General features: G+C 62.7%; 20 protein-coding genes and 1 pseudogene. 9 read left to right on the top strand and 12 right to left on the bottom strand.

Translation table 11 applies throughout. The features are described 5' to 3' along the window. The first annotated feature begins 65 nt into the window (after positions 1–65). Entirely contained in the window at positions 66–383 is a 318-nt protein-coding gene (locus tag ACODNH_RS08960; protein WP_306709489.1) for an ASCH domain-containing protein, read from the top strand. A 20-nt stretch (positions 384–403) separates the two neighbouring features. Here ACODNH_RS08960 and ACODNH_RS08955 read toward each other — a convergent pair. The 3 genes and pseudogenes from ACODNH_RS08955 to pdxT form a co-directional block, all read right to left on the bottom strand. Then, positions 404–2,342: pseudogene (locus ACODNH_RS08955) on the bottom strand (response regulator). Positions 2,343–2,405: 63 nt separating this feature from the next. Next, positions 2,406–2,702 carry a phosphoribosyl-ATP diphosphatase gene (gene hisE, locus ACODNH_RS08950; protein ID WP_306709485.1) on the bottom strand — a complete coding sequence of 99 codons (297 nt, stop codon included), beginning with the start codon at positions 2,700–2,702 and terminating at the stop codon, positions 2,406–2,408. A 36-nt stretch (positions 2,703–2,738) separates the two neighbouring features. After that, positions 2,739–3,332, bottom strand: a complete 594-nt coding sequence (gene pdxT / locus ACODNH_RS08945; protein WP_306709482.1) for a pyridoxal 5'-phosphate synthase glutaminase subunit PdxT — start codon at positions 3,330–3,332, stop codon at positions 2,739–2,741. 165 nt (positions 3,333–3,497) lie between these two features. On the opposite strand from pdxT, the gene ACODNH_RS08940 reads away from it, so the two are divergent. Further along, positions 3,498–4,532 (top strand): PrsW family intramembrane metalloprotease, encoded by a 1,035-nt coding sequence (locus tag ACODNH_RS08940; RefSeq protein WP_434531274.1) that lies wholly within the window; start codon positions 3,498–3,500, stop codon positions 4,530–4,532. On the opposite strand, the gene ACODNH_RS08935 is transcribed toward ACODNH_RS08940, so the two are convergent. Then, positions 4,529–5,107, bottom strand: coding sequence for a riboflavin synthase (locus ACODNH_RS08935; protein WP_306709478.1), 579 nt, complete (start codon positions 5,105–5,107; stop codon positions 4,529–4,531). The two genes, ACODNH_RS08940 and ACODNH_RS08935, sit on opposite strands and share 4 nt — an antisense overlap. Positions 5,108–5,235: 128 nt before the next feature. On the opposite strand from ACODNH_RS08935, the gene ACODNH_RS08930 reads away from it, so the two are divergent. Then, complete coding sequence (locus ACODNH_RS08930) at positions 5,236–5,382, top strand: hypothetical protein (protein ID WP_306709476.1); 147 nt, start codon at positions 5,236–5,238, stop codon at positions 5,380–5,382. Here the strand turns inward: ACODNH_RS08930 and ACODNH_RS08925 are convergent. Further along, a complete protein-coding gene (locus ACODNH_RS08925) occupies positions 5,379–6,581 on the bottom strand; it encodes a phosphoglycerate kinase (protein WP_434531273.1) in 1,203 nt (400 codons plus the stop codon). The two genes, ACODNH_RS08930 and ACODNH_RS08925, sit on opposite strands and share 4 nt — an antisense overlap. 337 nt (positions 6,582–6,918) lie before the next feature. Next, positions 6,919–7,923, bottom strand: a complete 1,005-nt coding sequence (gene gap, locus ACODNH_RS08920) for a type I glyceraldehyde-3-phosphate dehydrogenase (RefSeq protein WP_188975261.1) — start codon at positions 7,921–7,923, stop codon at positions 6,919–6,921. Positions 7,924–8,124: 201 nt separating this feature from the next. Between gap and ACODNH_RS08915 the strand changes: the two genes are divergently transcribed. Next, positions 8,125–8,511 (top strand): Hsp20/alpha crystallin family protein, encoded by a 387-nt coding sequence (locus tag ACODNH_RS08915; RefSeq protein WP_004590910.1) that lies wholly within the window; start codon positions 8,125–8,127, stop codon positions 8,509–8,511. A gap of 52 nt (positions 8,512–8,563) precedes the next feature. Here the strand turns inward: ACODNH_RS08915 and ACODNH_RS08910 are convergent, their stop codons facing one another. Continuing rightward, positions 8,564–9,427 (bottom strand): ATP-grasp domain-containing protein, encoded by an 864-nt coding sequence (locus ACODNH_RS08910; RefSeq protein ID WP_306709468.1) that lies wholly within the window; start codon positions 9,425–9,427, stop codon positions 8,564–8,566. Positions 9,428–9,603: 176 nt separating this feature from the next. Between ACODNH_RS08910 and ACODNH_RS08905 the strand changes: the two genes are divergently transcribed. Next, the gene (locus ACODNH_RS08905; RefSeq protein WP_306709465.1) at positions 9,604–10,035 is read left to right on the top strand and encodes a universal stress protein; all 432 of its coding nucleotides are present in this window, start codon (positions 9,604–9,606) and stop codon (positions 10,033–10,035) included. Positions 10,036–10,103: 68 nt separating this feature from the next. On the opposite strand, the gene ACODNH_RS08900 is transcribed toward ACODNH_RS08905, so the two are convergent. Both ACODNH_RS08900 and ACODNH_RS08895 read right to left on the bottom strand, forming a co-directional pair. Then, on the bottom strand, positions 10,104–10,298 hold the full coding sequence (locus ACODNH_RS08900) for a hypothetical protein (protein ID WP_306709463.1): 195 nt from the start codon (positions 10,296–10,298) through the stop codon (positions 10,104–10,106). Between the two features lie 239 nt (positions 10,299–10,537). After that, the gene (locus ACODNH_RS08895; RefSeq protein WP_306709461.1) at positions 10,538–11,071 is read right to left on the bottom strand and encodes a 50S ribosomal protein L16; all 534 of its coding nucleotides are present in this window, start codon (positions 11,069–11,071) and stop codon (positions 10,538–10,540) included. Between the two features lie 220 nt (positions 11,072–11,291). Between ACODNH_RS08895 and ACODNH_RS08890 the strand changes: the two genes are divergently transcribed. Next, positions 11,292–12,290: a glutathione S-transferase family protein gene (locus tag ACODNH_RS08890; protein ID WP_306709458.1), complete on the top strand. Its 999-nt coding sequence runs from the start codon at positions 11,292–11,294 to the stop codon at positions 12,288–12,290. A 108-nt stretch (positions 12,291–12,398) separates the two neighbouring features. Continuing rightward, positions 12,399–12,866, top strand: coding sequence for a type IV pilin (locus tag ACODNH_RS08885; protein WP_434531438.1), 468 nt, complete (start codon positions 12,399–12,401; stop codon positions 12,864–12,866). Positions 12,867–12,897: 31 nt separating this feature from the next. Here the strand turns inward: ACODNH_RS08885 and ACODNH_RS08880 are convergent, their stop codons facing one another. Then, positions 12,898–13,950: a TrmB family transcriptional regulator gene (locus ACODNH_RS08880; RefSeq protein WP_306709456.1), complete on the bottom strand. Its 1,053-nt coding sequence runs from the start codon at positions 13,948–13,950 to the stop codon at positions 12,898–12,900. A 174-nt stretch (positions 13,951–14,124) separates the two neighbouring features. Between ACODNH_RS08880 and ACODNH_RS08875 the strand changes: the two genes are divergently transcribed. Then, complete coding sequence (locus ACODNH_RS08875; RefSeq protein ID WP_306709453.1) at positions 14,125–16,143, top strand: glycoside hydrolase family 15 protein; 2,019 nt, start codon at positions 14,125–14,127, stop codon at positions 16,141–16,143. A gap of 113 nt (positions 16,144–16,256) precedes the next feature. On the opposite strand, the gene ACODNH_RS08870 is transcribed toward ACODNH_RS08875, so the two are convergent. Together ACODNH_RS08870 and ACODNH_RS08865 are read right to left on the bottom strand one after the other, a co-directional pair. Next, positions 16,257–17,423 carry an ABC transporter ATP-binding protein gene (locus ACODNH_RS08870; RefSeq protein WP_306709451.1) on the bottom strand — a complete coding sequence of 389 codons (1,167 nt, stop codon included), beginning with the start codon at positions 17,421–17,423 and terminating at the stop codon, positions 16,257–16,259. 92 nt (positions 17,424–17,515) lie between these two features. After that, positions 17,516–19,606: an alpha-amylase family glycosyl hydrolase gene (locus ACODNH_RS08865; protein WP_306709449.1), complete on the bottom strand. Its 2,091-nt coding sequence runs from the start codon at positions 19,604–19,606 to the stop codon at positions 17,516–17,518. Between the two features lie 211 nt (positions 19,607–19,817). On the opposite strand from ACODNH_RS08865, the gene ACODNH_RS08860 reads away from it, so the two are divergent. Then, entirely contained in the window at positions 19,818–21,098 is a 1,281-nt protein-coding gene (locus tag ACODNH_RS08860; protein ID WP_306709447.1) for an extracellular solute-binding protein, read from the top strand. Positions 21,099–21,105: the final 7 nt, after the last annotated feature.

The following is a 21,105-nucleotide window of genomic DNA, read 5'->3' as shown; positions in this document are numbered from 1 at the left end:
CGCGTTCAATCGCGCCCCAAACTGTTGCGAGTCATGTTTTTGAGCGTCCCGGACACAGTTTCGGTATGGCACAGATTGACGCCGGCGAGATTCTGCCCAACGACCACGTCCAGCAGATGGCCGCTGAGGGGCGGGTCACTCAGATGCACCGTGGTCACCAGTACGCTGATGAGGGCGACACGTTCGATATCGACGGCACCGAGTTTGAGGTGACAGACGTAACACACCGGACGCTTGGCGACATGACTGACGAGGACGCACAGCGAGAGGGGTCAGAGGACCTCGCTGCGTACAAGAACCGAATGAAGAAAGTCCACGGCAGCTTCGAGTGGGACGACGACAGCGATGTCGTCCGCCACCGGTTTGCGCCCGTCGACGAGTAGCGCCCCGAAAGCTAAGCGCCCTATTCTTCCGACACCACGTCGACACCAGTAAACTCGAAGCATGCGCCGCCGGTGTCACTTTCAGTGAGGGTGACTGTCCAGCCATGCGCAGCGGCGATCTGTGAGACAATTGAGAGCCCGAATCCGGTCCCGTCAGTCGTCGTCGAGTAGCCGCTTTCGAACACCGTCTCCCGGTCGGCTTCGGGGATGCCCGGGCCGTCATCCGAGACGGTGAATCCACCTGGAATCGCACTCATCGTTATTGTCACGCCCGGACCGTCGTAGTCGCTGGCACCGCCAGACTGCATCTGCTCGTCCGTGGCGCTGTGCTCGATGGCGTTTCGGATAAGGTTTTCAAGCAACTGCTTGAGCCGCGTTGCGTCTGCCTGTATCTTGCGGTCGGTGTCGACCACCAGCGCCGCGTCGCCGGTATCGACGACCTCCCAGCAGTCCTCGACTGCCGTTCCCAGTGCTATCGTTTCCATCTCGGTGATGCTGTCGCCGGTCCGGGCCAGCAACAGCAGGTCGTCTATCAACGCCTGCATCCGCTCGAGTGCCTGCTCTATCGCAGTGATGTTGTCGTCGTCACATTCCTCTTTCAATGCACCCAGCCGACCGATAGCGACGTTCAATGGGTTTCGAAGGTCGTGGCTGACGACTGTCGCGAACTGTTCCAGACGGTCGTTTTGCGTCGACAGTTCCTGCTCACGGTCACGGAGCTGTTTATCACGCTCGACGGCGGCAAGGGCCGCTTCCATGTTCGCCGCGAGAACCCGTCCAGCGACGATGTCTGCTTCGTCGAAGGCGTCGATGGTGGTTGATGCGGCGATTAGAATGCCGTACTCGCCCAGTGGCAGAAACAGTTCACTGCGTATCGGTGTCTCGGGGTTCTGCACGTCTGCTTCCAGCCGCACGTCGGGAACCGCAGTCGCCTCGCCACGTTCGTACACCCGCCAGGCGATGCTGTCGCCCGACTCGAACGTCGGGAGATCACCGACCAACTCCCGGGCCGATGCGGTCGCAGCGACGGGCTCTAACTGTCCGTCATCATTGACGAGGTGGACGGCGTTCACGTCGAGTCCAATGATCTCTGCGGCGGCGTTGACGCCGATACCGGCGACTTCGTTGTGGACTTCGGCGGCCATCAACTGCCGGGTGGCCTCGTGTAGCGCTTCGAGTCGCTGCTCGCGCTTGTCTGTATCGCTCCGGTCGCTGATGACGGACACTGTGCCGTCGTTGCCGTCCCAGGTCACGTCACACGCTGTGATGCTGGCCTGAACGCTGTTGCCGGCTGAGCGTCCGTATCATCCGTCTGACCTGGCCGGCCGTTTGGTCGTCTTCGACGACGCTTTCGACGGTCTCGACTCCGCCGTCCGCCGTTGGCTCGACGAGTTCAGTCAGCGCTCGGTCGCGGAGTTCGTCGCTGTCGGCGGCACCGAACAGATCAACTGCCGCCGGGTTCGCGTACACGACGCTGTCGGCGACGCTGACGAGGACCGCATCGCTCGTCGCGTCGAGAATCCGTTTCGTCCGTGCCTGTGCGGCGTTGGCTGTTGCTTTGGCTCTGACTCGCTCAACTGCGCTTCGGACTCGCTTCGCGAGCACGGCGTACTGCTGGGTCCCGTGCGCTTTTTGAATGTAATCGGTGACACCGGCCGAGACTGCCTCGCTCGCGAGCGCCTCGCTCCCTTGGCTTGTAAACAGCAGAAACGGCATGTCCGGGTCTCTGGCGCGGACCGTTTCTAGAAACTCCAGTCCGTCGGTACCGGGCATATCGTAGTCGCTGACGATGCAGTCCACGTCGTGCTCGTCCAGATACGACAGTCCGTCTGTAGCGCTCATGACCCCGGTGGCGTTGACCGCCTCGTCGCTGCGTTCGAGATGTGTCGCGATGAGGTCGGCGTACGACGGTTCGTCATCGACACAGAGGACTGTAACACCCGACGCCACATGGCCCATACACCCTGATATGCACCGTGTTAGTGTCAATCTGTCGTACGCTGAACCTGACGAGAGGTGGTCTTACCGTCGCTTGGCCAGTTCCGTCCGCAAATCGTCGACGTCCATCTCCTTCATCGACAACAGGACGAGCAGATGATAGACGATGTCGGCTGACTCGTGGGCCAGTTCCTCGGTGTCGTCGTCTTTGGCCGCCAGAATCAGTTCCGTGGTCTCTTCGCCGAGCTTCTCCAGCACGGCGTTTTCGCCCTTCTCGTGGGTGAACAGCGACGCCGTATAGGAGTCTTCGGGAAGGTTCGCCTTGCGGTCCTCGATGACAGCGAACAGTTCGTCGATAACGTCGTCGGTGTCGTCGTTCATAGCCGCCGTTCGGTTAGCGGGGCCTTCAGGCCGTCGCTACGACTCCACGGAGTCGAAAAAGGCCAGATCGTGGATGCGTGGGTCCTCGGTCAGTTCGGGATGGAATGACGTGCCGACGACCGGCCCGTCACGGACCGCGACCGGGCGGTCGTCCCACGTCGCCAGCACTTCAATGTCCTCGCCCACGTAGTCGATGACCGGTGCACGGATGAACACTGCCGGGAACGACTCACCGAGCCCGGTCACGTCAAGTGGGGCCTCGAAGCTGTCCTTCTGTCGGCCGAAGGCGTTGCGTTCGACGGAGACATCGATGACGTTCAGCGTGTCGACGCGGTCGTCCTGTGCGTCGGTCGCGCTGACGATGAGCCCAGCACACGTCGCCAGCACCGGCTTGCCGGCCTCGACGTGGGACTCGATCTCTTCTGCGATACCTTCCCGGTGGATAAGCCGCGAAATCGTGGTCGATTCCCCGCCCGGTAGCAACAGGACATCGCAGTCCGGGACCAGCCCTGCCTCGCGTATCTCGACGACCTCCGCAGTCCGGTCGTGGGCCGCTGCTGCCCGCTCGATTGCGTCCCCGTGTTCAGAGACATCGCCCTGAACCGCGAGTACACCCGCGCGTAGCGTCATACACCCCTGTTTGTGGCCCCGTGCGAAAAGCTTCTCGTCTCCTGCAAGTGTCCGTCTCGGCGGGGCTGCCCTGACTGTGCCCAGTATCGTCCATACCGCCGCCCAGGGCTCGCTCAGGTATAGCCGAACCAAACGGTTAGGTGAGACGGGATGCAGACGTGAGACATGGGAAAGCGACGGCAGGACCCGGTCGAGGCAAACGCTGACGGGTCTGCTGATCTCTACGAGATATCGACTTGGGAGCCCCGGTCGACACTGGACCGGTTCGCCCACTGGCTCTACCACATCGGAATACGGATGCTGCGGTATCTGGTCATCCTTGCGGCCATTCTGATCCTCCTCCTGCAGCTCGCGTTCGGGAGCCTCGGCGCACTCAGCGACCAGCCACTGTTTGCCGGGATGGCGATTCTCTCCGCCGTGCCGGCGCTCGGACTCGCGGCCTACATCTACTACGCCGACGTGACTACGCCGGAGCCGCTGACACTGCTCGTGGGGACGTTCCTGCTGGGCGTGCTGTTTGCCGGCTTTGCCGGTATTCTCAACGGCCGCTTGGGCGATCCGGTGCAGGCAATCGGCTCCGGGTTCGGTCTGGTCCCGTTTCTCGGCCAGGTGTTTGTTTTCTTCCTCATCGTTGGCCCTGTCGAAGAGACAGTGAAGCAACTCGCGGTGCGTCTGTACGCCTTCCGCGATGACCGCTTCGATACCGTTGTCGACGGCGCGGTGTACGGTGCTGCCGCGGGTCTTGGCTTTGCGACCATTGAAAACGCGTTGTATATCACCCAAAACGCCGAGATGGCTACCGGGACAGTTGAGTTACTCGCCGCCAGCAGCGACATCACTGCGGTCAGAGCGCTCGCGGGGCCGGGCCACGTCATCTACTCGGCCTTCGCCGGCTACTACCTCGGTCTGGCCAAATTCAATCCGGACGACGCCGGCCCGATTGTCCTGAAAGGGTTGCTCATCGCCTCTGTCATCCACGCCGTCTACAACACGCTGGCCGGCCCAGTTACGGCTATTGCGGCCACGATATACAATGTTGACTTCCTCGTGGCGTTCTTCGGCTTCGTCATCGTGTACGACTCGTTCTTCGGGCTTCTGTTGCTGAAGAAGATTCGCGCCTATCGGCAGGCGTACAATCGTGCACATGAAGACCCTGACGAGACCGATATTCGTCCGGAACAGACCGAGTTCGACCCTTAAGCAAGCTGTTCGACGTACTTCGCAACCACGTCGACCTCTAAGTGTACCGGATCGCCGACCGACTTCTCCGACAGCGTCGTCTCAGCGTACGTCGTTGGGATGATCGCCACGTCGAACGCCTCGGAGCGGCGGTCGGCGACGGTGAGACTGATGCCGTCGACCGTTATCGACCCTTTCTGGACCAGATAGTCCCGATGGGCCTCGGGCAGGGAGAACGTGAACGTCCAGTCGTCGCCTTCCTGCTCGATACCGACGATTTCGGCTGTCGTATCGACGTGGCCTTGCACGATGTGGCCGTCGAACCGGCCGTCGGCGGGCATCGCCCGCTCAAGATTCACCTGGTCACCACCGTCGAGATCATCGAAGAACGTCCGGGCGAGGGTTTCCTGGGCGAGAAACACCTCGAACCACTCGCCGTCGGCCGCCTTCTCGACGGTGAGACAGACGCCGCTGACGCTGATCGACTGACCGTGGTCGAGTCCCTCGAACGGCGCGCCGATCCGCATCCGACGCCCGCCCTCGTCGTCAATAACCGCCTGCACCTCGCCGGTCGTCTCGACGATTCCGGTGAACATATGCCAGATACGGCGCGGCTGGCGGAAAGCACTTCGCTTCCCGGAGACGTAATATAGACTCGGAATCGAGTAATTATTTGCACCACTCTTGCAGAAGGAATTTACACTCGCCGCTGGTAACGCGGTGTATGGCAGCCACGCCCAATGCTGACCACGACTGGACTGCCCGTCACGCACGGACGGAGCCGACCGAAACCGGTCGAATCGTCGAGGTGCCCGAGGAACTAATTGAGGACTGGGACCTGCGACACGCCGAGACGAAAGGCCGCAGTTAGCGCTGGAGCGCTTCGACGCCGACCAGTTCCGCCCCGGTCAGTGCCCGGATGTAGGCCCCGCCCGCGATAGAGACGTGGCCAAACTCGTTCTCTTCCATTCCGTACATCTCGATAGCTCGTGAGGTGTCGCCGCCGCCGATGACGGAGAAGCAGTCGGTGTCGGCGATGGCTTCGAGCACGCCAGCAGTGCCGACCGAGAACCGCTCGTCCTCGAACATTCCCAGCGCGCCCTTCACGAAGACGGCTTCGGAGTCGCGGATGATCGGCGAGTACTCCATGACGGTCTCACTTCCAACGTCAAGGTAGGAGACGCTCTTCTCTTCGATGTCGTCGACGGCCTGCTCGGCGCGGTCACCATCGTCTTCGTAGGCCAGATCGACCGCGAGCGTGATCTGGTCGCGGTGGTCTTCGAGCATGGACTCGATCTTCTCGCTGTTTTGCTCCCACTGCTCGTCGTAGAGATTCGCGTCGTCGATGTCGTAACCGACCGGGTAACCAGCGGCCCGCAGGAAGAGTTCGCCCGCGATACCGCCAAGCAGGAAGTCGTCGACCGTCTCGTCGAGGTGGGTCATCACGTCAATGACGTCGGTGGCCTTCGTCCCGCCGACGACCATCGTCACTTGCCCGTCGAACTCTTTCTCGGCGATGGCGGTGTTGGCCTCGTACTCGGTTTCCATCACGCGGCCGGCGTAGGCGTCCATGACCAGCGGGAAGCCCACCAGCGAGGCGTGCGAGCGGTGGGCTGCGGAGTAGGCGTCGTTGATGTAGGCATCGAACTCGCCTTTGAGCGTCTGGACGAACTCCGTCTGTGACTTGACTTCCGGGTCTTCCTCGGGCAGTTCGTCGTCGCACATCCGCGTGTTCTCCAGCACGAGTACGTCGCCGCCGTCGAGGTCAGCGATGTCGTGAATCGCCTGTGGCCCGTAGGTCTCGTCGACGAAGTCCACGTCGTGGCCGATGTGGTCGGCGAGGATGTCGGCGTGTTGCGCAAGCGAGACGAAGTCGTCGCGGCCCGGGCGGCCCTGGTGGGCCAGCACCGCGACCTCGAACCCACGGTCGACCAGTTCGCTGATCGTCTCCGCGTGGCGATCGAACCGTCGGTTGTCCTGTACCGTGCCGTCCTCCACCGGTGAGTTGAGGTCGAGTCGGACGAGAACGCGCTGTCCGTCGTCGAGGTCATCGAGCGTCTGGAAAGTCATCACTCAAGAGGAAACCTGCCGACCGCTTAACGGTTTCCGAGTCCGAGCAGCGAGTGGCCTGCTGAGGGAGTAGCACCGCTATCTGCTCTGGTTGCCAGGGTAAAAATGGGGGTGGGAGAGGGGTGGGGTGGGAAGTCGGTGGAGACACCTGCGCCGTGCACAGCCGACACCGGGTCACAGCGTGTCGATTGCGGGCACGGTTGTCTGTGCTGACACACAGAGATGGCCAGTGGTCAGGCACTGGCTCGGGCTCTCTGTGTATCGAAACCTAGTGAACAATAATTATAAATCTTCCTGCCGTTGCCAGTCGGGCCTCCCCGAAGCAGTCGGCCAGCGATTACTCCGTGATGTACTCGGCCACGTCGAGCATCCGGTTCGAGAAGCCGTACTCGTTGTCGTACCAGGTGAGGATCTTCGTCATCCCGGAGACGACGTTCGTCGACTGCAGGTCGACCTGTGTGGAGTACGGGTCTCCGAGGATGTCGGAGGAGACGACATCATCGCTCGTGACGCCCAGCACGCCTTCGAGTTCGCCGGCGGCGGCCTCCTCGAAGGCGGCGTTAACGTCGCTTTCCGTCACGTCGTCGTCGAGATCGACGACGAACTCGGTAATGGAGCCGTTCGGAACCGGGACGCGGATGGCCATCCCGTCGAGTTTGCCCTCAAGCTCGGGCAGGACCTCAGTGGCCGCCTGCGCGGCACCGGTCGAGGTCGGGATGATGTTCTCGGCGGCCGCGCGGCGACGGCGGGGCTTGCCGTTCGGGCCGTCCATCAGGTTCTGCGAGCCGGTGTAGGCGTGGACCGTCGTTAGCTGGCCGGCGTTGATGCCGAATTCCTCGTCGAGGACCTTCGCGACCGGGGTGATGGAGTTGGTCGTACAGGAGGCGTTCGAGACGACGTCTTCGCCGTCGTACTCGTCGTGGTTGACACCGTAGACGAGCTGTTTGACCGGTTCGTCGCCCTTCGGCGGTGCGGAGATGAGGACCTTGTCAGCCCCGGCGTCGAGATGCTGGCTCGCGTCCTCCTTGGTGCGGAAGATGCCGGTTGCCTCGAAGGCGACATCCACATCGAGGTCCTCCCACGGGAGCTGTGTGGGGTCGGTCTCGTGGAAGATGCCCGCCTCGAAGTCGGTCCCCTCGACTGTGAGGACGCCGTCGTCGACGCTGGCTCCTTCGAGTTCACCCATGACAGTGTCGTACTGGGCGAAGTAATCGATCTCAGAATCATCCATGACGTCGTTGATGCCGACGATTTCGACGTCGTCGTTGTGTAACGATGCGCGGAGTACGTTGCGGCCGATACGGCCGAAGCCGTTGAGGCCGACACGGACTGGCTTACTCATTGGTGTCTAGAATGGCAGTCGGTCAGTGTAAAATGTTTTCGGATTTGTTGTAAATTTGTGTTTGTTTATGCGTGTTCGGGCACGAATGATTAATAGTGAGGGTGCCAGCTCAGATGAGAGCGCCCGCTGGACGGTATTTGTTGGCAGGTACTAGGTTCGTCCGAAGGCTTTTGAAACGGACGGACGTACTGACCTATAGGAATGAGACGCGATGACAGTGACGACCCGTTCGACGAGTTCTTCCGGGAAATAGAGCGGATGATGGACGAGATGATGGGGGCCGAAGGCGACGTCCACATCGACCGGGACACCGGTGGCGGTGGGGCCGACCTCCACGTCGACGTTCACGAAACCGACGAAGAGATCCGTGTCGTCGCCGACGTTCCGGGTGTCGACAAGGACGCAATCGACCTCAAGTGCGACGGCACTGTCCTCACGATCAACGCCGAAAGTCCGGAGCGCGAGTACCATGAACGACTGACCCTGCCGACCCGCGTCGACGAACACTCGGCCGCCGCGACGTACAACAACGGCATCCTCGAAGTCACCTTCGACCCCGAAGAGGACTCCGCAGACATCGAACTGTAGCGCGCAGCACACGTTCTACTTTTTAAAAGGCGAGAACAGCGCACTCGCATCGCTACCGCTCCGCTGTTTGCCGTATCAACGCCGCCAGGTCATCCCAGAAGCCGTCCTCGTACTTCGTCGCCGAGTCGATCGTCGGCCGGGCGTTCGTCTCGTTGACCACTGCGCGGTCCTCGGTCACCAGCAGGTCGACGCCGAGGTACGGAATCGCCAGTTCGTCGGCCGCGCTTTCGGCCAGTTCCCGGAGCGCCGCTGGCAGTTCCTGCCCTTCGGCCTCGGCCCCGCGGTGGACGTTGTGCTTCCACCGACCCTGTTCGCGGCTCGCTTCGGGGAGGCGGCGCTCGACCGCGCCGACGTACTCACCGTCGACGATCATCACGCGGTAGTCGGCGGCGTCGGCGATGTACTCCTGCACGAGAAACGACTGGTCGCCGACCGCGCGGTAGTCGTGAACCAGATCGAGGTAGTCGACAATCCCGAGAAACGAGTCCAGATCGTGGGCTTTCGCGACGCCGACGCCGCGTGTCGTCGAGTTTGGCTTCACGACCACAGGCGAGTCGAACCGCTCGAACGCCGCCGTTAGTTCGGCCTCGCTCGCCGGGTTCGATACGACGACGGTCTCGGGAACCGGAACGTCCGCACGGCCGAGACGCGCCAGCACGTCGGCCTTGTTCCGCGAGCGGAGAATGGCCTCGCGGTCGTTGACCCACGGCACGTCCAGCATGGCGTCGGCGACCGCTCCCTCCATGATTCGAGAGGGATAGACGAACCCCACGTCGTACTCGTCGAAAGGACTCTCATCGAGTGGCAGCGTCCGCTCGGCCGTCTCGACGTGGCCCACCTCGATATCTCGGGCCGCCAGCGGGGCCTGCATCCGATCGAAAGTCTCGGCGTTCGTGGCGACGGCCAGCCTGTGCATGGGTTCTCGTTGTCGTGGAGGAATAAAACACACTCGCAGCCACCCAGTCGAGGCCCTAACGCACGCCCCGTTCCGGCCGCTACAATCCACAGAATAGCGGGTAGAGTGGATGAATACGCAACTATCTTCAAAATTGTCAGACAAATACTAAGTATATTGGGGAGAATAGGCCACGCGTGTACGACGATATTCTGTTTCCGACCGACGGGAGTGACGGTGCAGACGAGGCGCTCGCACATGCGCTCGAACTGGCAGCGACGCACGACGCGACGATTCACGTGCTCTCTGTCGTTGATTCGACGTATCTCGGGAGCGCCGCGGCCGAAGCAACGACTATCGAATCGCTGCAGAAACAGACCGAACAGGTCATTGACGAGACTGTCGACGATATCGCCGACCACGGTGCGGCCGTTGTCGCCGAGCACCGAATGGGCGACCCCTACGAGGAGATTATCGACTATGCCGAGACTGCAGGTATCGATATGATCGTCATGGGAACCCACGGCCGGAGCGGTCTGGACCGGTTTCTACTGGGGAGCGTCACTGAGAAAGTCGTCCGGACAGCGGACGCACCGGTGTTAACGGTCCGGTTATCCGGCGGTAAGTAGCGGGTACCCGCTAGCAGCGCCGGTCATCCGTGTGGTTTGGCGGGCCGTTTCTCAGCCGCTGTACCGAGTTACTCGCTGCTGCGCCGCTGGAGCGCCCACAGCACGAGGAGCGCGCCCTCGACGCGGGCGGCACTGTACACCCATGGGCGCAGGTCTACCTCATCACCGTTTGTCGCTGCAAGCCCCATCCAGAAGTCGACGACTTTCCGGGGCCGGAGCAGTTCGAGGACACCGAGAGCCATGAGTGCGAGTCGGAACGCCATACGAGATGGTACGCGGGACGTGTGCAAGAGTATTGTGGGTACTGATAACATACAATAAAACAGCGGCTACGACTGCGATGTCCAGCGACTGGGATGGTTCTCTTCGGAGTGACGCTGAAAAACGAGGTCGGGAGCGGCTGTCCCGCCTGTGAACGGCGAGAGAACGCCGCTGTCCGACTTACACGACAACCAGTTCTCCGCCGCGTTCTGCGAACGGTGAGCGGACGTTGCTGATTGACTTACGCAATCAGCAGCTCTTCGCCGCGCTCAACTTTGATGCGGCAAGAGGGCGTGATCTTGTTGTAGGCACGGCGGAACGCTTCCTTGACGTGCTCTGCGTCCTCGACGTTGCAGTAGGCGGTGAACAGCTGTTCGCCGGCCTGAACGCGGGCGGCGGTGCCAACGATCTTCCCGAAGGCGGCACGCATCCCGTCGGAGACACGGTCAGCTCCGGCACCGGTCGCCTGCTTGTTCTCGCGCAGGACCTGGTGGGGGAACTTCCGCAGCGTCATCTTGTAGTCACCCTCTTCGCCGATTTCCTTGATCAGGTGGCGGTTGGCCGACAGGCGGGAGGCCTCCAGCGAGCCGTGACGGAGCTGGACGGTCTCCTCGACGATGAGGCTGATCTGGACGGGGTAATCCTCGGCGTCCTTCTGTTTGCGGCCCATCTTGTGCTGTGCGATCTTCGACCCGGGAATGCCTGTAATGTATTCGCGTCGGGTGTACGCGGGCTTGTCGATGTCCCGGTACATTGAGGCGGGTTTGTCCGACATAGGTACTCTTGGAGAATACGTCGCCGAGCGGCCCAATAAGGGCTTCGAACCCGCCCGGCGGCGTGTCGTAGTGTCTCACACAACCGCGAGCGGGCCCAAACTGACCATGGCTGTGGTTGCTGAGGCACCTGTTCTCAGTTGTCTGGAGAATATCGGTACTGGCCCAGTAACACCGCTGTCACCGCGTTCTTTTAGGCTTTGCGCACATATCAGAGATACCATGAATATGCTCGTTGACGGCGAATGGCGCACCGACGCATACGAAACAACGAACGAGGACGGGGCCTTCGACCGGCAGGACACTACTTTCCGCGACCGAATCGAGGACGACCCCGACGCGCGGTTCCAGCCCGAAGCTGGCCGGTATCACCTGTACGCCTGCCGCGCCTGTCCGTGGGCCCACCGGATTCTAGTCGCCCGGAAGCTACTGGGACTCGAAGACGCCATCACCGTCGACTACGTTGACCCCTTCCGCGGTGAGGACGGCTGGCAGTTCACGCCCGAGAAGGCGGGCTGTACGCCGGATACGGTCAACGGGTCGGAGTACCTCCGCGAGGTCTATGCCGAAGCTGACCCCGACGCGACCTGCCGCGTGACAGTGCCGGTGCTGTGGGACAAGCAGGAAGGAACCATCGTCAACAACGAATCCGAGGAGATCCTCCGGATGCTCGATACCGAGTTCGACGACGTATCGGACAACGATGTTGACCTCTACCCAGAGGGCTATCAGGACGAGGTCGACCGCATCATCGACGACATCTACGAGCCGATCAACAACGGGGTCTATCGGTCTGGCTTCGCCGACAGCCAGTCGGCCTACGACGAGGCCGTCGAGGAACTGTTCGACGCGCTGGACCACTGGGACGCTGTCCTCGACGATCAGCGCTTCCTTGCCGGCGACCGCCTGACCGAGGCGGACATCTGCATGTTTACGACGCTCGTTCGCTTCGACGAGGTGTATCACACCCACTTCATGTGCAACCACAAGCTCATTCGCGAGTACGACAACCTCTGGCCGTACCTCCGTGACCTCTACCAGCTCCCCGGCGTTGCCGAGACGGTGAACATGGACCACATCACGGAGCACTACTACACCACCCACCCCGACGTGAGCCCGAAACGCATCGTCCCGATGGGTCCCGACCCCGACTTCGAGGCTGCCCACAACCGCGATGAACTGCCGGGCGACCTTCCCGAGACGTTGTTCCCAACAGCGTAACCGGGTGGTATCGCCGTCGGATATCGAACGCTGAGTCGACGCTGTTCCTTTTATATACCCAGTTCTCACCTCTGTTCAATGAGTCGGGTAGATGAGCGAAGGCGGGCTGTGAGCCCGGTCATTGGTGTTGTTATCCTCGTCGGCATTGTTGCAATTCTCGCCGCCACTGTCGGCGTGTTTGCCCTCGGCTTCAGCGAGCAGCAGCCGACACAGGCTCCACAGGTCGCTATCGTGGCCGACTACAACGAACGGACCACCGGCAATGGAGAGTATCTAAATCTCAGCTTCAGCAGCGGTGACACTGTCTACAGGGACAACCTCTCTGTCGTCGTCTCCGGTGCCAAGCGAGCTGACGGCAGCGACGTGACGCTTGACACTAGTCCAATGCAGGCACAGGCCTCAACCCGGATTACGTCGGGGACAGAAATTACGATACATCAGGGGCAGTTCACCGGTAGCGGAGCACCGCTGGACCTGCATGACGCGACGCTTCGACTCGTCTGGAACCCCGCCGACGAACCGGAGTCGGAAACGTACGTTATCTATCGCTGGCCGGACCCGAGCCAGCGCAACTGAGTCGCCCGAATTTCAGGCGGGACGAAGTCCATCACTCGGCCAGCGAGAGTGTGACTGCGTCGGTTTCGTAGTCTTCGAGGAACGACCCGGAGCCCCCAAGCGAGACAGTCCGGTCGCCGATGTCGACGACCAGCGTGTGTTCGATGGGGTAGGAGTTGGTCTGTGGCTCGGCGACGCCCTGTTTCGTCTCGACGACGGTCCCCTCGATGGTGGCGGTGTCGTCGTCGGCCTGTACGGCCCGCACTTCTGCAGAGACGTGGATATCGTGGCCGGCGCGCAGGTGGAGCGTCGCCTGGAGGACGGCGTGGCGGAAGTCGTGGTAGGTGGCCGGAAGCGGAGCCGGGTCAGTGACGGTCTCCTCGGTAGCCATCAGCCAGTAGTTCCCGAGGAACGACCCCGACAGCACCGGAACGAGCTGTTGCTGGACAAAGGCGATGGCGCGCTGGTCGGAGTTCGTGCGTGTCACCATCTCGGTCGGGGAGACCAGGCCGAACTGGGCGTCGACGGTGAGCATTATCGGCATCGGCTGGTCCCAGGACCGGACCACAGAGGCCAGCCCACTCGTGTCGTCCAAGCGCAGACCGTCAGCGCCGCTGACGACCAGCATCACGAGGACGCCGCGGTCGACGGCCGCACCCAGTTCCTCCGAAATCTCCGGGAGGTACTGCTGTGGAACCGACAGCATGATCTCACGCTCCGCGTTTCTGATGTACTCCGTGAGCCGTTTGATGACTGTCACCCGTGACTTGATGACATCGAACTGCTGGGGTTCCCGTGCGCTCGCGGAGTATCGTGAATCGAGCGCGCCGCTCATCTCTTCGAGCCGGTCGGTCAGGGCATCAATGACCTCCTCGGGCGGTCGGGCGCGGATCGTCGTGGGCACGACATGGTCGTTGACCTCGACGAATCCGCGGTCTTCGAGCGATTCACTGATGCTGTAGACGTACCGTTTGGAAACGCCGGTGTCGTCGGCGATTTCGCTGGCTGTGGCCTCGCCGCTGCCGAGAATCGACAGGTACGTGTCGACTTCCTTCTCCGACAGGCCCAGTTGTTCCAGCCTGTCCCTGAGAGTCGAATCGTCCATCTGTTCACATCTGGTAACGGCGGCGGATAACTGTGTTTCGGTGCTGTGTACCCTGAAAAGTCCTCAAAGCCACCAGCGAGGGGACGCGCCCTCGGCTGTCCCGACACCACGACTCACAAGAATGAAAAACTATTACACCATATTTTATATCCCCTGCAGTGGTGTCTCTCTCCAATGACGCTCCGGACGGCACTCAACGACTTCAAGCGGACCCGGGACCGCCGGCAGCAGTTCCCGGGCGAACTCCGCTCTACGACGGGCAGTTTCTCCGGACTCGACAGCCGGTTAGTGCACGTCGACAGCGACGGCTCGTTGCGGGACTACTCCTATCCGCTGTGTGGGCTCACAGGGATCGACCGCTCGCGGTTCGGCATCGAAACAGGTTCAACGACGTGGTTCAGCGCCGATGCTGACCAGCGGTATCGCGGCGACACCGGCGTCGTCGAGACCATTCACGACCGCGGCGACTGGGCTGTCGTCCAGACGGACTGCACCATCGAACAGGCCCACGTCACCCGGTTCGAACTTCGCGGTGACGCGCCCGCTGACGTGTCGCTGCGGGCGTTCGTCGATTTCGCACCGGATGGGCGGACCGGCCAGCAGAGCCTGCTGATGCACGGAGACACGGTTGAGGCCTACCACCGCTCCGAACACGACTTCATCGGCGTCTCTACCGAACTCGACACTGCTGCGGGCCAGATTCCCGAGCGGTTCTCCGAACTCGTCGACGACGACCCGGTCTCGTTCCCCCGAGACACCGGAGCGCGCCGGTACGAGGATACGACGCTAACCGGCGGAGTTCTGCTGTCCGCGCCGTTCGTCGACGGCGGCGTCACGCTGACGACGCTGCTGACGGATACGGACGAAACCGGTCGTGACGCGGCGCTGTCGACCATTGACCGGCTGGTGAGCGACCACTACACCGCTGAGACGCTGCTCGAAGCAGGCCAGGCACAGCGGCGATGGCGCGTCCCCGCGGACACGCCGAGCCGTGAAAGCGTCGTGGCCGACCTCCGGGTCCTCTCGCTGCTTTCAGCTACGAACGGGGCCAGAATCGCTGCACCCGACTTCGACCCGTACTACGTCACCTCCGGCGGCTACGGCTACACGTGGTTCCGCGACGACGCCGAGATATCGGCGTTCCTGCTCGAAGCCGACGGGATGTTCGACCTCGGACTCGATGCGTGGCATCAGCGCTCCGCTGAATTCTACTGTCGCACGCAGCAACCGGACGGAAGCTGGCCCCACCGTGTCTGGCCCGGCGACGAGACGCTCGCGCCGGGCTGGGCAAATGCTCGGCTCGAAAGCGGCTCGGACGCGGACTATCAGGCCGACCAAACCGCGAGTGTGACCACCTTCCTCGCGACGTACCTCCGGACCGGCGAGCCGGCTGACCCGGAGTGCATCGAAGCCACGCTTGGGCGCGCCGTCGAGAGCATCGATGACACGTTGGCTGACGACGGCCTCCCCATTGCCTGCCAGAACGCCTGGGAGAACATGCAGGGCCGGTTCACGCACACCGCTGCAACCTTCTTGCACGCTTACGCGGCCGTCGCCCGCGCGCCCGTCTGTGCCACGCTCCGAGACCACGCCCGGTCACAGGCCGAAACGGTGCTTTCGTCGCTGGACGCGCTGTGGACCGGCGACCGCTACGCCCTTCGTGAACACGACGGGGCCATCGACGACCGACTGGACTCCGCGACGCTGGCCCTCCCCGCCGCCTGTCGCGTCGCTGCCAAGGCTATCGACCTGCCGGCGGCGACCCGCGACCGGCTCTACACCCACGTCGAGACGACACTCGACGGGCTAGAGCGGGACACCGGCGACATCCGCGGCCTCATCCGCTTCGAGGGCGACGACTGGCGATGTGGCTCACAGGACCGCGAGAAAATCTGGAGCGTCTCGACGGCGTGGGGCGCAAACAGTGCCGCCCAGCTGGGTGCCCTCCTGCGTGATGCCGACGACAGCCGAGCAACGGGGGCCTACGCCCGATCACGGGACTTGCTGGAGGAGATTCTCCCCGGCGGCTCGCTCGTTCAGCCCAGCGGCTACCTCCCCGAGCAACTGTTTGACGACGGGACGCCAGACTGTGGCACGCCGCTTGGCTGGCCCCACGCGCTCCGGCTGGCAACGGTGGCCCACCTCACTGACGCCGAGGAACTCACTGCCGAGCCGCTGAGCGTCCGCGAATAACTCTTTCTACGCGGCCCATTCACTTCGGAAAATCCCGAAGGTGGGAGTCGATGGCCGAAAACAGCAACTACGGTCGAGAACAGCGGCGACGACCGAAAACAGGTACCGATGCCCTACTGCGGTGCTGCGACAGGCGCGTCCTCGCCGGCTGTGACTGCCTCGCCAGTCTCCGAATCGAACAGATGGACAGCGGATTCGTCGAACGACACCTGTACTTGATCGCCGATGGCCGGCTCCACGTCGGTGCTCACCCTGGCGATGAAATCCGGCGCGCCGTCGCCCTCGAACCCGGTCTTCGATTCACCCAAGTCGAGATAGAGGTAGTTGTCGCTGCCGATGGGTTCGAGCACGTCGACCGTTGCCGGGACGGCGTTCTGGTCGCCCCCGTCGCTGACCGAAACGTGTTCCGGTCGGATCCCCAGCACGTACGACCCACGCTGGCTGTCGCCGAATGCATTGGCACGGCCGCCCGTGAGGTCATAGGAGAAGTCGTCGTTAGCGCCGGTGAGCCGCACGCCGCTGCTGAGCGGCTCCGTGGTCACGTCGAGGAAATTCATCGAGGGCGAGCCGACGAAGCCGCCGACGAACTGGTTGGTTGGGTTCTCGTACACCGTCTTTGGCTGGCCGGCCTGCTGGAGTTCCCCGTCGTTGAGGATGACGATGCGGTCGCCCATCGTCATTGCTTCCTCCTGATCGTGCGTGACGTAGACAGCCGTAATTCCGAGTTCCTCTTGCAGGCGCTGGATTTCCGTCCGCATCGTCGTCCGAAGCTTCGCATCGAGGTTGCTGAGTGGCTCGTCGAAGAGGAACACATCCGGCTCCCGGACGATGGCACGCCCGAGGGCGACTCGCTGTTTCTGCCCGCCGGAAAGCTGGTCCGGCGTGTCATCGAGCAGGTCCCCGATACCCATCATTTCTGCCGTCTCGGTGACTCGCTCTTGCCGTTCCTCCTTCGAGAGGTCCGTGCTCATCCGGAGACCGAACGCCATGTTCTGCCGGATGGACTTGTGCGGGTACAGCGCGTAGTTCTGGAACACCATCGCCACGTCGCGCTTGCGGGCATGAACGTCCGTCACGTCCTCGTCACCAATGCGGATCCGGCCGCTTGTCGGTCGCTCAAGCCCGGCAATCATCCGCAGTGTCGTCGATTTCCCACACCCCGACGGGCCGACGACCGTTACGAACTCCCCATCGTCGATGGACAGGTCGATGTCGTCGACCGCCACGATGGAGCCACCGTCGAACTCCTTGCGGAGACCGTCTAGTTCGAGACTCGCCATTACACAGAGTCTCACACCCATCGCTAATAAGTTTGATGGGATTTTTCATAGAAGTTCTAGCAGAGTCAGTACGGTTGTGGAACCGAGTGCTGTCAGCGCTCTCTCGCCACCGGTACCACGACAATATCGCTGACCTCGACTGTCCCGTCGCTATTGACAGAGTCACCGCTGAGAAGGTCGGTGTCCCCGGCTGGGGTGTCGAGCGAGACTGTCGCTGTTCCCTCACCGAAGTGCAGAACGACCACCAGCGTCTCATCGCCGTCGGTGCGCTCGTACGCGATAACGCTGTCCGAATCGCCCGTTTCGACGGTATGGGCAACCGGGCGCACCCCGGGCGCGCTCAGTGCCGCGTGGTCCGCTCGTAACGCCACCAGTCGCCGGTGGAAGTCGGTCAAGGCGTTGTCGCCGTCGTGCCAGCGCATCGTCCCGCGTTGCTGTTCGACGCCGCGCTCCTGCCCGGCGTATATCATCGGCGTCCCGGGGAGCGTGAACGTGGCCCCCACAGCCGCCCGCAGTGACGCGGCCCCGCATTCGTCGATGTAGCGGTCCTCGTCGTGGTTATCGACGTATCGCATGTGGCCGGCGCGGTCGGGATAGCCGTGCCCGGCCGTCGCGTCGAGCGCTTCGAACAGCGCCGACGCCGGTTCCTCGCCGGTCCCGATATCTCGGAGCGTGTCGAACAGGTCCGTGTCGTAGTGGAGGTCGAACTCGTTCTCGGCGAAGGCAGCGTCACGCGGGACCGTCTCGTCGAGCAGCAGGAACTCCGGGTCGTCGGCTTTCACCCGCTCGCGGACCTCCTTCCAGAAGCCGTGTGGCACGCCCCAGGCCACGTCACAGCGGAACCCATCGACCACGTCGCGCCACTCGTCGACCACGTCGAGCATCCAGCGCCGGACGTCGAGCGAGTCGTAGTTGAGGTTCGGAATCCGCGTCCAGTTGAAGTAGTGCCCCGGCGCGTCTTCGCCCGCCCAGTCGACGTCGGAGACATCCTGCGATGCCGGGATTCGCTCGTAGTAGTCGGCGTACTCGGGGACGCCGGCTCGGTGGAGCTGGAACGCCGGGTGGTCCCGCGAGCTGTGGTTGAGGACCAGGTCGAAGACAACCCGAATTCCGGCGTCGTGGAGCTGGTCGACCAGCGACTCGAACGCCGCGCGCGTCCCTAGGTCCGTGGCGGTGTCGAAGAAATCGGTGATATGGTAGCCGTGCCGGGTCGGACTCGCCTGGACGGGGGTGAGCCACACCACGTCGACGCCCAGCGACTCGATGTAGGGGACCCGCCGCTCGATGGCCTCGAAGGTCGTGTCGACGGTCTCGCCGGCGAACGACCGGACGAATATCTCGTAGATGGTGGCGTCGCCGGCCCAGGCCGGCGGGTCGGCCGGCCGCGAGACAGATATCGTCTCGCCCGCGCCTGTGTCCTCGCTTTTCTTGCCACATTCCACGACTAGCGTGTCCGCGACACTGTGGCGCTCTGCGACGGCGACCGCGTGAATCCGGGCCGTTTCAGGCAGTGTTTCGCGTGGGACCCGAAGTTTGTCGCCGTCGACGGTCACGGCCGACTCCGCCAGTGCATCTCGGCCGTCAAGATAGAATTCGACTTCCGGTTCGCTCCCCGACGGGGCCGCGCGGGCGTCCGCCGAGACGACGAGGTCCGCATCCACCGTTTCACTGGTGAGTTCGACCCGGGGACGACCGGGACCTTCGATAGTGACCTCGTCGGTCGCGGTCGACTTGAAGGAGCCGTCGAAACTGAAAATCGCGTGGTGGGTCCCCGGCGGGAGTTCGGTCTCGATGACCCACTCGTCGCCGTCGCGTTCGGCCCAGTGGGTTCCCATCGTGAAGTCGTTGAACTTTCCGATGACGATGGCGCGGTCGGCAACGGGGAGATCGCTGCCGTCGTCGAAGTCGTCCGCCGTGACGCTGAACCGAGCCGTCTCGGTGACGTCCGGGAACGCTCGGATGACCTGCTCGTGTGTACCGTCTGCGACGGTTAGCTCGGCTCGATAGACACCCGGGGCGTCTGGTTCGAAGTGACAGACTGGGACGTCGCCAAGCGTTGCTGTACTCGCCGCTGGCCGCTCGACTACCCGCCACTCGGCAACCATGTCGGGATCGGGCTGGCGCGGGGCCAGTTCCACCGATTCGCCGACGGTGGCGAACCGCGGCGGTCCTGGATAGTGCATACGCCTACGGTGCGGGGTCGGTAGTGTGAGTGTTACGCTTCTGGTTAGATTTTAGAAAAAATATTACTTCGCCTATTCTACTATCTCCGATTTGCTGAAACCGATACATTGCGAGGCGATGTCACGTCGATCTCCGGAATCTATCATCATTGTCTTCTTCTATTTCCGAATGATTTAAGTTATGAAGGACTATTTCATCCCATATCTATCCATGACAATGGAACGACGGACGGTGCTCAAACGGATCGGCGGTGTCGGGGCGGCTACAGCCCTTGCTGGCTGTAGTGTGCAAGAGCAGGGCAGTGGCGGCTCGGAGGGGGAAACGGCTTCCGGTGACGGCTCGGGCGATGGGGCAAGCGGCGGAAGTCAGCAGGCAGGCGGGACTGCGACGGCGTGGTATCAGTTGCAGGATTCGGAGATCCCTGCACGCGAGGACGCGATGGAGACGTTCGCGAGCAAGACGGAGTTCGGTGTCGAGGGGTCGGACATCTCCAACATGGAAAAGAAGACCACGAGCGCGATTCCGGCCGGGCAGGGGCCGGAGGTCTTTGAGTGGGCACACGACTGGGTGGGCGACTACTACCAGCGGGAGTTCGTCGTCGACCAGTCCGACGAACTCTCCGTGAGCTTAGACCAGTTCACGGACGCTGCCGCCTCCGCCGTCCAGTTCGACGATGCCGTTGTTGGCCTCCCTCACTCGGCGGAGACAGTGACGCTCATCTACAACACGGACATCGTCGACGAAGCGCCCGAGACTGCCGACGACATGGTGGCGACAATGGAGGAGTACCACGATCCGAGCAGCAGCCAGTACGGCCTCGCCATGCCGTTTGACCCGTACTTCACGAGCGGGTGGATACAGGCCTTTGGCGGCTACTACTTTGACCCGGAGCAGGACCCGGCGCTCGGCTTGGATGCCGACGAGGCCATCGAGGGACTCCAGTTCGCTCTCGATACCCTCCGTCCGTATATGCCCGACGACCCGAACTACGAACCGCAGGCTGCGACGTTCTCCGAGGGGAACGCCGCCTTCGCAGTTAACGGGCCGTGGTACCTGGCGACGCTGAACCAGAGCGACGTGAACTACGAAGTGGCGACGTTCCCTGCCATCGACGGCGGCGAGGTGACGCCGTACACCGGCATTTCGATGTGGTACTTCGCGGACGCGATGAACGAGGGTGGAGCCGACGCCACGGCCGCCCGGAACTTCGTCGAGTGGTTCGCTACCAACGAGGACCACGCCACGCGACTCGCCGAGGAGCAGGGTGCGATTCCGGTGCTCGACAGCCTCGTCGGCAGCGACGAACTCCCCGACCACGTCCAGACGTACTCCCAGACCGTCAGCCAGGGGGTCCCGATGCCGACTGACCCGCGCATGAACAAGGTGTGGTCGCCGCTTGAGAACGCCCTCATCGAAGTGTTCAACGGCGATTCAAGCGCCGAAGACGCACTGACGACCGCCGCCGAGGAAATCCGCAGCAACTGGGAGTAAGAAACGC

It is taken from the genome of Haloarcula sp. NS06 (genome assembly GCF_051122755.1).
GTDB lineage: Archaea > Halobacteriota > Halobacteria > Halobacteriales > Haloarculaceae > Haloarcula.
The sequence above is the reverse complement of the archived record's forward strand: the minus strand, read 5'-3'. Positions and strand labels throughout refer to the sequence as shown.